The organism is Novosphingobium aeonii (genome assembly GCF_052279045.1).
GTDB lineage: Bacteria > Pseudomonadota > Alphaproteobacteria > Sphingomonadales > Sphingomonadaceae > Novosphingobium.
This window is the reverse complement of sequence record NZ_CP176833.1, coordinates 675,894-689,267: the sequence shown is the minus strand read 5'-3', so window position 1 is coordinate 689,267 and position 13,374 is coordinate 675,894. Positions and strand designations below refer to the sequence as shown.

At 65.1% G+C, this 13,374-nt stretch carries 8 protein-coding genes; 5 read left to right on the top strand and 3 right to left on the bottom strand.

Features of this window, described 5'->3' with window-relative positions; all coding sequences use genetic code 11:
* Position 1 precedes the first annotated feature (1 nt).
* The 3 genes from nagA to ACLIMP_RS18705 form a co-directional block, all read right to left on the bottom strand.
* Entirely contained in the window at positions 2–1,132 is a 1,131-nt protein-coding gene (gene nagA, locus ACLIMP_RS18715) for an N-acetylglucosamine-6-phosphate deacetylase (protein ID WP_443478812.1), read from the bottom strand.
* Entirely contained in the window at positions 1,132–2,178 is a 1,047-nt protein-coding gene (locus tag ACLIMP_RS18710) for an SIS domain-containing protein (RefSeq protein ID WP_324699472.1), read from the bottom strand. Before ACLIMP_RS18710 ends, nagA begins: the two co-directional genes overlap by 1 nt.
* Before the next feature lie 197 nt (positions 2,179–2,375).
* Positions 2,376–3,134 (bottom strand): copper homeostasis protein CutC, encoded by a 759-nt coding sequence (locus ACLIMP_RS18705; RefSeq protein WP_443478811.1) that lies wholly within the window; start codon positions 3,132–3,134, stop codon positions 2,376–2,378.
* Between the two features lie 343 nt (positions 3,135–3,477).
* On the opposite strand from ACLIMP_RS18705, the gene ACLIMP_RS18700 reads away from it, so the two are divergent.
* The 5 genes from ACLIMP_RS18700 (at position 3,478) to ACLIMP_RS18680 (ending at position 13,242) form a co-directional block, all read left to right on the top strand.
* Complete coding sequence (locus tag ACLIMP_RS18700) at positions 3,478–6,162, top strand: TonB-dependent receptor (RefSeq protein WP_443478810.1); 2,685 nt, start codon at positions 3,478–3,480, stop codon at positions 6,160–6,162.
* A gap of 156 nt (positions 6,163–6,318) precedes the next feature.
* Positions 6,319–8,661, top strand: coding sequence for a GH92 family glycosyl hydrolase (locus tag ACLIMP_RS18695; protein WP_443478809.1), 2,343 nt, complete (start codon positions 6,319–6,321; stop codon positions 8,659–8,661).
* Between the two features lie 213 nt (positions 8,662–8,874).
* A complete protein-coding gene (locus ACLIMP_RS18690; protein ID WP_324699468.1) occupies positions 8,875–9,870 on the top strand; it encodes a glycosylasparaginase in 996 nt (331 codons plus the stop codon).
* 129 nt (positions 9,871–9,999) lie between these two features.
* Positions 10,000–13,017: a TonB-dependent receptor domain-containing protein gene (locus ACLIMP_RS18685; protein WP_443478808.1), complete on the top strand. Its 3,018-nt coding sequence runs from the start codon at positions 10,000–10,002 to the stop codon at positions 13,015–13,017.
* Between the two features lie 72 nt (positions 13,018–13,089).
* A complete protein-coding gene (locus tag ACLIMP_RS18680) occupies positions 13,090–13,242 on the top strand; it encodes a hypothetical protein (protein ID WP_443478807.1) in 153 nt (50 codons plus the stop codon).
* Positions 13,243–13,374 lie beyond the last annotated feature (132 nt).

The window sequence follows — 13,374 nt, the reverse complement described above, 5'->3', positions numbered from 1 at the left end:
ATCAGAATGCCCGTTCGCCGGCGATCCATGTCGCCTGCGGCGCCATGGCGCGATCGAGATGGACGAAATCGGCGGTATATCCGGCGGCGATCACGCCCCGTTCCGCACCGAGGCCCAGAAATTCCGCCGGCTGCACGCTGGCCATGTCAACCGCCTGCGCCACCGAAAGTCCCGCCATGTCCACGGCATTACGCACGGCGCCCGCCATGTCGAGCGACGCGCCCGCCAGCGTGCCGTCCGCGCCCACGCAGCGCCCTTCCGCCACGGTGATCTCGCGGCCGTCCAGTTCGAAGCTGGCAAGGTCCGATCCCACGCAGGGCATCGCGTCCGTCACCAGCATGAAGCGCTCGAGCGGGCGGCTCGCCAGCGCCACGCGCATCGCGGCGGGATGGACATGGTAGCCGTCGGCGATCAGCCCGCACCAGGCCGTGCGGTTCTCCAGCGCCGCGCCCACCATGCCGGGGTTGCGGTGATGAAGCGCCGACATGGCATTGAACAAGTGAGTGACCCCGGTAACGCCCATGTCGAAGGCGGCACGCGCGGTTTCGTAATCGGCGTCGGAATGCCCCATCGCGAGCACCACCCCGGCGCCGGTCAGCGCACGGGCCTGATCGGCGTGAAGATATTCCGGCGCGATGGTGAACAGTACCTTGCCGGCGCGGGGGCGGGTCAACAGGTCCACCATGGCATCGTCCAGCCGGCGCAAGTTGCCCTCGGTATGGATGCCGCGACGCTTCGCGTTGAGCACCGGCCCTTCGACGTGAATGCCGATGCAACCGGGCACCCCGGCCGAAATCGCCTCGTCCGTCGCGTCCAGCGCCGCCGCGATCACGTCAGGCGTCGCGCTGATGAGCGTGGGCAGCATGGCGGTCGTCCCGAACCGCGCATGGGCGGCGGCGATCGCGGCGATTCCCGCCACGGTCGGCGCATCGTTGAGCAGCACGCCGCCGCCGCCGTTCACCTGCACGTCGATGAAGCCCGGCACCAGCCAGCCACCGTCGAGATCGACGATTTCGTCGGCTTCCGTCCCGCGCTGCGCGGCCAGGATGCGCCCCTGCTCCACCGTCACCACGGCATCGCGCGCCCAGGCGCGATCCAGATAGACGTTGCCGTTGACGAAGGCGGTTTTCATCACAGGGTCTCGGTTACCTTGCGCAAGTGGGCCGGATTGTCCGGGTCCAGCCCGCGCGCCAGCGAAAGTGCGTTCACTTGCGGGTAGAAGGACTGGATCATCAGCAGCGGTTCCAGCGCCGCATGGCCCGCAAGCGCGGCCAGCGTGCCTTCGCCGAAGGGTGCCTCGGCATCGAGCAGCGCGACTTGCGCACCGCGCCCGGCAAATTCGCGCGCGGCATCGCGCACGCTTTCGCCGCTGGCGTCGGACGTGGCGAAGGCTACGATGGGAAAGCCTTCGTTGATGATCGTCATCGGGCCGTGGCGCACTTCGGCGGCGCTATAGGCTTCGGCATGAAGACCGCAGGTTTCCTTGAGCTTCAGCGCGCCTTCCTGGGCGATGCCGAAGCCGTATCCGCGCGCGATCACGAAAAGGTTCGTCGCTGCGGAAAGCCGTTCGACCAGATCGAACGGCGCGGTGCCGGCGGCAATGGCCAGCGCATCGGGAAGCCTGCCGAGCGCCTCCGTCAGCGCGGCGTCGCCGGTCCACTGCGCGACGATGGCGGCGACCCCGGCAAGCGAGGCGATGTAGGACTTGGTGGCCGCAACGGACTTCTCCGGCCCGGCGTGAAGCGGCAGCACCCACTGCGCCAGATCGGCAAGCGGGGCGGTCTCGTCATTCACCAGCGCGACGACGCGGGCACCCGCACGGCGATGCGCCTCGACCGCCGCGAGCAGGTCGGGGCTACGGCCACTTTGCGAAATGGCGATCACGAGCACGCGGCCCGGCTGCATCTCGGCGCCGAACACCGACGAAACGCTGAGCGCGGAAGAGGACACCGGCACACCGGCCAGCGTCTCGATCAGGTATTTGGCGTAAGTCGCCGCGTTGTCGGACGATCCGCGCGCACAGGTCACCACCACCGAAGGCGGGCTGCCGCGCAGGTCCTGCGCAAGCGATGCGAGAGTGTCCTGGTTGCGGGCCAGGAACGCGCGAACGGCCTGCGGCGCCTCGGCGGTCTCGCGGGCCATGAGCGACTGGGACGGATGAGCAACTTCGGATTGCATTGCGGCGAAATCTCCTTCGCACCGCCCCCGGTCGGCGGAAAAGCGCCAGACGGGAGCGTCTGCTTACCAATATCTACATAAGTTCTATATTGGTATTCCCCAACTGCAGGCGATGCGCAATTGGTTTCGCAAGGGCAAGCGCGTTTTTCTTCCGGCACCACCCTCGCCAGCGGTCGCTGCGTGTCGCTCTACCCCTTTTAGGTGTCGTTCAACCCGCCTTGCCCACGCGCGATGGCAGCCTGCAGCCGGGACACCTCGGCAGCGTCCGTCACCGGCCGGTTTCCCTTCTGGAAGCCCAGTTCTTCCAGCCGCCCCGATGCCGTCGTCGCCGTGCCGGGGGTGCGGCAGGAGGCGTGAAACTCCTCGATTCCGGCCGCGCGCAGCGCCGGCACCGCCTCGGCCGAGACCCCCGATCCGGCCAGAATCACGATGCGCCCGGCGGCCAGTTCATGGAGATGCGCAAGCATCCGCACCCCCTCGGGCGCCCGCACCGCGCCGCCGGACGTCAGAATCCGGTCAAACCCCATCGCCACCGCCTGCTCCAGTCCGTTTTCCATGTCGTCCAGCACGTCGAAAACGCGGTGGAGGGTCAGCGAAAGCCGCGCCCCGCGTGCCGTTCCCGCCCGCCGGGCATGATCGAGCCAGGTGCCGAGAACCGCCAGGTCAAGTCCGCCCGCAGCGCCCGCCCCGATGACGATTCCCGCCAGCCCCGCTTCCGCGGCCAGATCGATATCGTCGCAGACTTGCGCGGTTTCCTGCGGCCCGTAGACGAAATCGCCCTCTCGCGGGCGGCAGAGCATATGGACGGGAATCGGCGCCTGCGCCGCCAGCCGGACCAGCGAACGCGGCGGCGTCAGCCCGCCCAGCGCCAGCGCGCTGCAAAGCTCCACCCGGCCGCCACCCCCGGCGACAGCGGCAGCAAGACCGGCGGCATCTTCGACACAGATTTCGAGCACTTCGCCCCTTCCAAAAGACATCCGGCCCCGTCACGGCCGGCGATTCGCACTGTCGGAAATTGGACATACTTTGGCCCGACGCGCCATCCCGTTCCACCGCAAAGCCAATGCCGCCAACAGCCAGCCCAGCCGCCGCAACCTCCCATTTTCCCACCATTCCCGCCAATTTTCGACCACCTCGGCACGCAAGAAGAAATTTACGGTGGACAGGAGGATCTATTTTGGTGACATTGAATTAGGACATTGGCTTTGTATTGGCATTGTCCGCAGGAAGTTATCGGGCACGCATTTCCGCAAACATAACGTCACGGCGCGCTCACGGGTTCGGGTCATGAGGAAAACTATGATGAAACTAGCACGCGCAATGCTGCTGGCGACGAGCGCCACCATGGGCTTCGCCGCCCCCGCCTTTGCACAGGAAGCCCCGCAGGACCAGAACGACCAGGACGCGATCGTGGTCAGCGGAATCCGCGGCGCACTGACGAACGCGATCAACGTGAAGCGCAATGCGGACGCCGTGGTCGATGTCATCACCGCCGAAGGCATCGGCAAGTTTCCTGACCGCAACGTCGCGGAATCGCTGTCCCACATCCCCGGCGTCAGCGTGGACCGCCAGTTCGGCATCGGCGAGCGCGTCTCCATCCAGGGCACCGACCCGGCGCTCAACCGCGTCCTGATCGACGGTCACACCATCGCTTCGGCAGACTGGGGCGGCAATTCCGGCGACGTGACCGGCCGTACCTTCAACTACTCGTTGCTGGCGCCGGAAATCGTCTCGCAGATCGAGGTGTTCAAGTCCCCCGAACCGCGGATCGACGAAGGTTCGCTGGGCGGCACCGTGATCGTGCGCACGCGCAAGCCGCTCGATCTCGACAAGAACACCATCAACGGCTCGATCGGCTACGGCTACAACGATCGCTCCGAAATCGGCAATCCGCGAGGCTCGCTGCTCTACAGCTGGAAGAACGACAGCGCGACCTTCGGCATCCTGGTGGCGGGCACTTACGACCGGGATTCGCTGGCCCGTGCAGGCGTCGAGTACTTCGGCTACAACAGCGGCTCGGACTTCACGTCCACCGATGCCGACGGCAACGTCACGCTGAACAACCCGAACGCAGTGCTGACCGGCGGGACCGCCGAAGACCTGGCCAACGCCCGTTATCCCTACGGCATCAACCACGCCTATTTCAAGCAGACGCGCGAGCGCATCGGCGGCCAGTTCGCCGTGCAATGGGCGCCCAGCGACCGCCTCGAATTCAACCTTACCGGCCTTCACATCGAAGGCACCTACAACAACTTCAGCCAGTCGCAGTACGTGGTTCCGACGTGGGCCGCCGGCGCGCTGGAATCGGCAACGATCTCCAACGGGCTCGTCACGGACGCATCCTTCGGCGCGACCAACCTGCCCTCCACCAGTTCGCAGCTGGACATGAACTACCGCAAGACCAAGGTGCGGACGGACAGCTACAATCTCGACACCATGTGGAAGGCAACCGATCGCCTGACGTTGTCGGGCAACGTGGGCTGGACCAAGGCCACGGGCGGCACCAACCCCGAATACCTGATGAACCTCCAGTCCAACATGCCCTTCAGCTACAGCTACGGGCAGAACCAGACTTCGGTGACGTTCTCCACCCCGCCGACCGACCCCACCGCGTTCTTCCGCTCGGACCTGCGCGATGTCACGCTGCCGGACGGCAGCACCATCCAGGCATACCAGATCGGCGGCATCGCCACCTCGCGCCAGCGCGACAAGGAGCATTACGGCCAGTTCGACGCCAAGCTGGACGTGGACGACGGCTTCTTCAAGTCCGTGCGCATGGGCGTGAAGGCATCGGATCACGTCAACAGCCTGCGCGCCACCGGATCGCAGGTCTACCTGACCGATCCGATCAGCCTTGCCGACTACGACTACACCCTGACGCCATCGGGGCTGTTCAGCGGCCTGGGCTCCGGCGGCAACGCCAACCAGTTCGCGACGCTGCACAGCGGCGACGTCATCGACACGCTGAACAACGGCATCTACGTCGATACCGGCCTCGACGAAGGAACCTCGTTCAAGGTCCGTGAGAAATCGGCCGCCGCCTATGTGCAGCTCGACTTCGAAACCGGCCCGATCCGCGGCAACGTGGGTTACCGGGCGGTCTATACCCAGGACGTTTCGGACTATTACCTCTACACCGCCGAAAACGACACCTACACGCCGACCCGCGCCACGAACGACTATCTGAAGGGCCTTCCCAGCATCAACGTGAGCTGGGAAGTGAACGACCAGCTCAAGCTGCGCGGCTCGATCGCCAAGGTCATCGCCCGTCCACGCTACGGCCAGCTTGCCGGCGCCTTCAGCCGCAACGACACGCAGCTGACGGCAGGCGGCGGCAACCCCGACCTCAAGCCTTACGCCTCCACCAACTACGAGCTTTCGGCCGAATGGTACTTCGGACACAGCGCGCTGCTTTCGGCCGAGTATTTCCGCCGCGAAATCTCGTCCTACATCGTGACCACCACGAGCCAGCAGGTGCTGTTCAACAACCTGACCCAGCAGAACGAGACCTATATCGTCTCCAGCCCGGTCAATGCCTCGAACGCCACCGTCAACGGCGTGTCCCTGGGCTTCCAGACCCCGATCTGGGGCGGCTTCGGCATCCTGACGAACTACACGTTCGCTGACGCGAAGGGCGGCCGGGACGCCGACGGCAACGTGCTGAACCTGCCCTACCTCTCGAAGCACACCATCAACGTGATCCCCTACTTCGAAAAGGGTCCGTTCCAGGCGCGCGTGAGCTGGAACTGGCGCAGCCACTACTTCACCGGCATCGGCCGCCTGAATTCGGTGGATTCGACCGACGGCTATCACCAGCTTGACGCATCGATCTCCTACAAGATCAACGAGCACTTCACGGTTCAGGCCAATGCCCAGAACCTGCTGGATTCGACGTATTACTCATACAGCGGCACCAAGTCGGCGCCGACCGCCTTCTACAAGAACGGGCGCGTCTTCGCGGCGACTGCCCAGTTCAGCTTCTAAGTCCCGTGCAAAAGCGTGTAGGTCCTCCTCCTCCTCACTAAGATCTGCATGCACACGGGCCGGCGCCTGTCCGGGGCTTCCTGCCTGCGGACAGGCGCCGTCCTTTTATGAAACAGGCCTTGTAGAACGGGGCCTCATAGACTGGGGATGCCAGACATGACTGCCTTGAGTCGCCGCCACCTGATGTCCGGCTCCTGCCGCCTTGCGCTGCTGGCCGCCGCCGTTCCTGCCGGCGCGACCCGCGCTCTTGCAGCGGAAGCGGCGCCGGCCGGAACCGGGACCGATGCCGTGGCCGATCCCTTCATCGGCACCGGCGGCGACGGCCACACTTTCCCGGGCGCCACCCTGCCCTTCGGCATGGTCCAGCTCAGCCCGGATACCGACACTGCGCGCTGGGACACCTGCTCCGGCTATCACCACGGCGACGCCTCGCTGCTCGGCTTCTCGCATACCCACCTTTCGGGCACCGGCATCGGCGACATGCTGGACGTGCTGGTCGTGCCCTGCCGGGGCGAGGTCCGCCTAAAGCCGGGACCGCTCGACCGGCCGGACGAAGGTTATCGCCTGCGCTACGGCAACGAGGCGGCGGAACCCGGCTACTACCGGGTCCAGCTTGAAAACGGCGTGTCCAGCGAACTGACCACGACGCTGCGCACCGGCATCCAGCGCCACAGCTATCCTGCTGGAGAAGCCGGCCACCTGCTGATCGATCTCTCGCATCTCGTGCTCGATTCCTCGGACAAGTATCCGCTGATCGACGATGCGGAAATGGCACTGGACGCGGACGGCACTCTCACCGGCCAGCGGCGGGTGTTCCGCTGGGCCAAGGGCCGGCACATCTACTTCGCGATGCAGTTTTCCCGCCCGCCGAGCCGGGTGGAATTCTTCGGTGACGAAGACAGCCCCCAGCCTGCCGACAGCAAGCAGGTCAAGGGTCGCCGCCTGAAGGCCGCCATCCACTTCGACGATGCCGGAAGCGCGCCGCTGGTGGTGCGCACCGCCGTGTCGGCCGTGGACATCGCCGGTGCCCGCGCGAACCTCGCGGCGGAGGCGACGCACTTCGACTTCGACATCTATCGCCAGGCCGCTGCCCGCGCATGGGCGGAGGAACTTTCGCATATCGAAGTGACCGGCGGCAGCGCCGAACAGCGCACGATCATGGCAACCGCGCTCTATCACGCTGCGATCGGCCCCACGCTGTTCTCCGACGTCGATGGCCGCACCATGGGGCTCGACCGCAAGGTGCACCAACTCGCGCCGGGCCAGAAAGCCTATAGCGCCTATTCGCTCTGGGATACCTACCGCGCCTTCCACCCCCTGCAGACGCTCATCCGGCCCGCGCGGGTCGAGGAGTTCGTTTCCGATCTTATACGCCAGACCCAGCAGAGCCCTTATGGCCCGCCGGTCTGGCCGCTGCAGGGCGTGGAGACCGGCTGCATGATGGGCTGGCATTCGGTGCCGGTCCTTGCCGAGGCCATGGCCAAGGGCACCCCCGGCGATTACGCCGCCGCCTGGCCCAATATCCGCCGCCGCTCGTTCGACTTCACGATGCCCGTGCTCGACAATGCCCGCGGCATTCCGGAATATGACGCCAAGGGCTACGTCCCCGCAGACAAGGTCTTCGAAAGCGTCAGCCGCACGCTCGAATATGCCTATGACGACTATGCCGCAGCAAGGATCGCCGGCGCCGCAGGTGCTGCAGACGACGCCGCGCGGCTGAAAGCACGTTCGGGCAACTGGAAGAACGTGTTCGACACGCAAACCGGATTTGCCCGGCCGCGTCTCGACGACGGTTCCTGGACCGAGCCCTACGATCCGGTCGAACTCGGCCATTCGGGCAAGTGGCGCGATTTTACCGAGAGCAACGGCTGGCAGGCGACGTTCCTCAACCAGCACGACGTCCATGGCCTGGCCGAGGCGATGGGCGGCCCGGCCGGTCTCGAAGCCAAGCTGGATGCCTTCTTCAACGCGCCTTCGACCCTGCCGAAGAACGCGCCGCCGGACATCAGCGGCATGGTGGGGCAGTATGCGCACGGCAACGAGCCCTCGCACCACGTTGCCTATCTCTACGCCTGGACCGGTGCGCACTGGAAGACGCAGGCCATGGTTCGCCGCCTGCTGGCGCTGATGTACCGTGCCAGGCCGGCAGGCGTGATCGGCAACGACGATTGCGGCCAGATGAGCGCCTGGTACGTGCTTTCGGCTCTGGGTTTCTACCCGGTCGATCCCGTCAGCGGCATCTACATCTTCGGCAGTCCGCTGTTCGAGGAAGCGCGGGTCAGGCTGGGCAATGGCCGCGAACTGATCGTCAGCGCACCGGGCAACCGATCCGACCGCCCCTACTACGGCCGCGTGGAATGGAACGGAAAAGCACATGACCGCTGCTGGATCGGCCATGAGGAGCTCATGAAGGGCGGCAGGCTCACCTTCCACATGCAGAACGTGCCTGAATTGGGCTTCGCCCGCGACCCGCACGGCCGCCCGCCAAGGCAGGCCTGAGACGGAATCGCGCGACCTTTCCGCGATGAGGTGAGACCAATTAGCGACATATTCCGTCAAAAATCGGAAAAATCTAATGCCAATCTGAATTTTGTAATTGAATTTATTTAATACCTATGACAGCTTTGTTGCAAGGCAGGCTTCGGGAAGGGCGTGCCGTTCCGTAACTAACGAAAAATCGAGGTGGCCATCTCTGGCCGGGGGACAGTGGGCATGGGATTCTCGCGTCGCAACACCTTGGGACTTGCCCTGGCCGGATCGGTCGCGGCAGGAACGGCACGCGCTGCCGGCACCACGAAGAATGCCGTCAATGCCGCACTCGTGGTGTCGACATGGGATTTCGGCGCGGCGGCGAATGCCGCTGCCTATGCTCGCTGGAAAGCCGGCGGAACACTGATCGACGCGGTCGAAGCCGGTGCGCAGGTGCCGGAAGCGGATCTTGCCAATCACTCCGTCGGGCTGGGCGGATACCCTGACCGCGATGGCCACGTCACGCTGGACGCGATCATCATGGACGACCGCGGCCATGCCGGCGCGGTCGCCGCGCTCGAAGGCTACGTTCATGCGATCTCCGTCGCGCGGCGCGTCATGGAACGCACGCCGCACACCATGCTGGTCGGCGACGGCGCGGCGCAGTTCGCACGCGAACAAGGCTTCGCAGCGCAGGAACTGCTGACGCCCGAGGCAGAGGCGGCGTGGAAGGAATGGCTCAAGAAGGCCGAATACAAGCCGGTGGCCAATATCGAGAACCAGCGTGGGTCGGCGCTCGACCATGACACGATCGGCATTCTCGCGCGCAGCCCCGACGGGCGCCTCGCCGGCGCCTGCACGACTTCGGGCATGGCTTTCAAGCTTCGCGGCCGCGTCGGCGATTCCCCGCAGTCGGGCTGCGGGCTGCTGGTCGAACCCGGCGTCGGCGCAGCCACGGCAACCGGCGTGGGCGAGGAAGTGACGCGCATTGCCGGTGCCGCAAGAGTGGTCGGCTCGATGCGCATGGGCATGTCGGCCATGGCCGCCTGCCGCGAAGCGGTAGAGCATATCGTTGCCTTGCGCGGAGACGCCGTGAAGGACGCCCAGGTCGCATTCCTCGCAATCGACACGGACGGCCAGGTCGGAGCCTTCGCGATCCAGCCCGGCTTCACTTACGCGGTAACGGACCAGACCGGCCGGACCGTCATCCGTCCTTCGGAAAGCCTCCGCCGAGCCTGATCGCGCCCCGAGGCGCGAGCGAGCCGAGCGATTGCCCGACGTCCCCGCGGCGGAAGCCGAGCGCGTGCACCCGGCAGAACCAGATTAATACCAGGCAATATCAATACCAGGGAAGAAAAGGGGTAACGAATGAGGAAGATCACGAGACTATTGTTGGCGACGACCTGCATCACGGGTCTCGCTACCCCGGCGCTGGCGCAGAGCAATGCGCCCGACGATGCCGCCTCCGACAGCACGGCCAATTCCGCCGCAAGTGCCATCGTCGTGACCGGCTCGCGCATCAATCGTCCGAACTCGGCAGCGGCAGCGCCGATCACCTCGGTGACCAACGATGCGATCCGCGCACAGGCCGCCGTCAACATCGAGGAAGTTCTCAACCGCATTCCGCAGATTTCGCCGGACAGCCAGCAGAACTACCAGGATTCCGACGGTCGCCAGCGCATCAAGCTGCGCAACCTCGGCTTCGAACGTACCCTCACGCTGATCGACGGCAAGCGCGTGGGCACCATGAACGGCGTCGACGCCAACATGATCCCGACCTCGCTCATCAAGCGCGTTGACGTGCTGACTGGCGGCGCCTCGGCGGTCTACGGCTCGGATGCGATTGCCGGTGTCGTCAACTTCGTCATGGATGACGATTTCGAGGGCCTCCAGCTCAACGGCAACTACAACTTCTACCTCCACAAGAACAAGCGCACGCTGATCTCGGACGTTGCCAGCCAGTATGGGTTCGACCAGCCCGCCAGCGGCACGACCACGGACGGCGGTCGCGCGGACCTTTCGCTGACCTTCGGCAAGAAGCTGTTCGATGACCGGTTCCACATCAGCGGCTACGTCAATTACCGCGAAGCGGCGCTCGTGCCCTATTCCTCGCGCGAGACTTCGGGCTGCCAGCTGACCGAAGCGGTGAAGGATGGCCCGCTCAGCTGCACGGTATCGACCTACACACCCTACGGCTACATCTCGCCCCGCACCGGCGCGGCCAGCGGCGAACAGTACGTCAACAATCCCGACGGTTCGCGCACCTTCGTGCCCTATAGCACCGCGCTCGCCGCCAACCCCTATGACGGCTATTCCTTCCAGCGCGAAGACAAGCGCTGGAACGCCGGCGGCTTCACCTCGTTCGAAATCTCGGACGCGGCTGAACTCTATGGCAGCGCGATGTGGTTCCGCGACCGTTCGACCAACCCCTACCCGGCGCGCGTCTACAGCCCGACTGCCTATGGCGACGGCTCCTCGCCCTACTACGTCAATTGCAACAATCCGCTGATGTCGGCCTCGCAGGCGCAGACGGTGTGCGGCAGCTCGGCAGGCACCTCCGACCTCGTGCCGATCGAACTGCGCTACCGCTTCAACAACGTGAAGGACATCGAGGACGTCTATCTCAACAAGGGCCTGCGCGCGACCGCAGGCGTGCGCGGCCAGTTCGCGCAAGGCTGGAGCTACGACGTGGGCGGCGTTTATGCCCGCAATCGTCAGGACATCACCTGGGGCCAGCCTGACTACGACCGCGTCAACAACGCGCTCAACGTGGTCAGCGTCAACGGGCAGCTCCAGTGCGCCTCCGGCACCACGGATGGCTGCGTTCCCTTCGACGCCTTCAGCGCCAATTCCACCCTCAACACCCAGGCGCTCTACGACTACCTGACCGAGGGCAGCTTCGGCACCTCCACCACGATCAACACGCTCTACGACATGGTCGCCACCGTGCAGGGCGATCTTGGCACTTATGGCATCCAGTCTCCCTGGGCCGACCAGGGCGTGGCCATCGCACTGGGCGCCGAATTCCGCCAGGACAAGCTGAAGAGCTACGCGGACGACGTCTGGCGTGAAAACAACGGCGGCTCCGACGCCAACCTTTCGCAGCACGTCTGGGAAGGAAACGTCGAGCTTCAGGTTCCGATCATCGAGCGCAAGCCTTTCGCCGAACTGCTCCAGTTCAACGGCGCCTACAGGCTTTCGAAGTACAGCTCCAACCCGAGCGTGTTCTCCACCTGGAAGGCGGAAGCGATCTGGTCGCCGATCTCGGACATCACGTTCCGCGGATCGATCAACAAGGCGCAGCGCGCGCCCACGGTCGTCGAAGCCTACCAGGGCTCGAACACCAGCTATGACCGGATCACCACGGCCTACAACGACATCTGCGCACCGACGGTCACGTACACGACCGGCGCCAACGGCCAGCAGGTTCCCGTCTACGGCGCTCCGGCAGCATCGCGCGAAGTCTGCGCGGCGACCGGCCTGGCGGACAGCCTCTACGGCAGCCCGACGCTGGTCTGCCCGACCGACATCGGCTGCACCGTGCGCCGCGGCGGCTATACCGTCGACCCCGAAACGGCCTATACCAAGACCTTCGGCGTCGTCCTCAAGCCCTCGTTCCTGCCCGGCCTCGTCGTCTCCGTGGACCGCTTCCTGATCGATCTCGACGATTCGATCGGCTACAACGACTACGACTACTTCTCGAACGGCTGCCTCCAGACCGGCAGCGAGTTCTTCTGCTCGATGTTCGTGCGCAATGCCGATGGTACGCTCTCGAGCAACCCGGGCACCAACCCCACCACCGGGTTCATCCGTGGCGGCACGACCAACTACTACAAGAGCAAGTCGCACGGCTGGGACTTCCAGGGCCAGTACACCCTCGGCCTCGGCCGTTACGGTGACCTCGCGCTGGACTTCTCGGGCTCGCTCACCACGCTGGCGGGCGGCCAGGATTCGCCGATCCTCGCCAAGTACAACTGCGCGGGTTACTACGGCGGTCCCTGCGGCCAGCTGATCCCCAAGTGGACCCACAGCCTGCGCGCCACCTACACGACCGAGGATCGCGCTTTCAACGCCTCGTTCAACTGGCGCTATGTCGGCCCGCTGACCAACGTGAGCAACTCGGGCGACCCTGCACTGGGCTGGAGCGAAAGCTCCGAGCGCGAGACGTTCTACCGGATCAAGGCGCAGAACTACTTCGATCTTGCGATGACGTTCCGCGTCGACGAGGCCTTCTCGTTCCGCATCTCGGCGAACAACATCTTCGACAAGCTGCCGCCGCTGCTGCCGAATTCCTACAACTACGGCCTGTCGCGGAGCAACACGCTCTCGGCACGGTATGACTCGCTTGGCCGCCAGATCGCCATCGGCGCGACGGTCAACTTCTGATCGGTTCCGCCGCGCCCGGCATGCCCGGCGCGGCGGCTCCCTTCCAAGGCAATGAATGTACCAAGGCAGTCGATGAACAATAAAAAGGCGGCGCCCCGCCGAAACAGAACGAAAATCAACGATCCGGGCAAAGTGCCTGAAAAGAAGAAATTGCCGCAAGCCGAGGATACCGCTCATCGTCCGCCCGTCCTGCGGGCCGTTGCCGGCTTCGATCCCGACTTCTGAACGGCGCCCCTCCCCGGTGTTCGGCGAGGCCGATCAATGACTGGCGTCCAAAAGCGGCGGCAAGCCCGGGATGATTTCATGGGGAGAGCGGCTTCTTCACCTCTTCCTGCCCGAAATCATCCGCTCCATTTG

Coding starts and splice junctions, on each gene's coding strand:
- nagA (WP_443478812.1), bottom strand. CDS start 1,132: ATGAAAACCGCCTTCGTCAACGGCAACGTCTATCTGGATCGCGCCTGG.
- ACLIMP_RS18710 (WP_324699472.1), bottom strand. CDS start 2,178: ATGCAATCCGAAGTTGCTCATCCGTCCCAGTCGCTCATGGCCCGCGAG.
- ACLIMP_RS18700 (WP_443478810.1), top strand. CDS start 3,478: ATGATGAAACTAGCACGCGCAATGCTGCTGGCGACGAGCGCCACCATG.
- ACLIMP_RS18695 (WP_443478809.1), top strand. CDS start 6,319: ATGACTGCCTTGAGTCGCCGCCACCTGATGTCCGGCTCCTGCCGCCTT.
- ACLIMP_RS18690 (WP_324699468.1), top strand. CDS start 8,875: ATGGGATTCTCGCGTCGCAACACCTTGGGACTTGCCCTGGCCGGATCG.
- ACLIMP_RS18685 (WP_443478808.1), top strand. CDS start 10,000: ATGAGGAAGATCACGAGACTATTGTTGGCGACGACCTGCATCACGGGT.
- ACLIMP_RS18680 (WP_443478807.1), top strand. CDS start 13,090: ATGAACAATAAAAAGGCGGCGCCCCGCCGAAACAGAACGAAAATCAAC.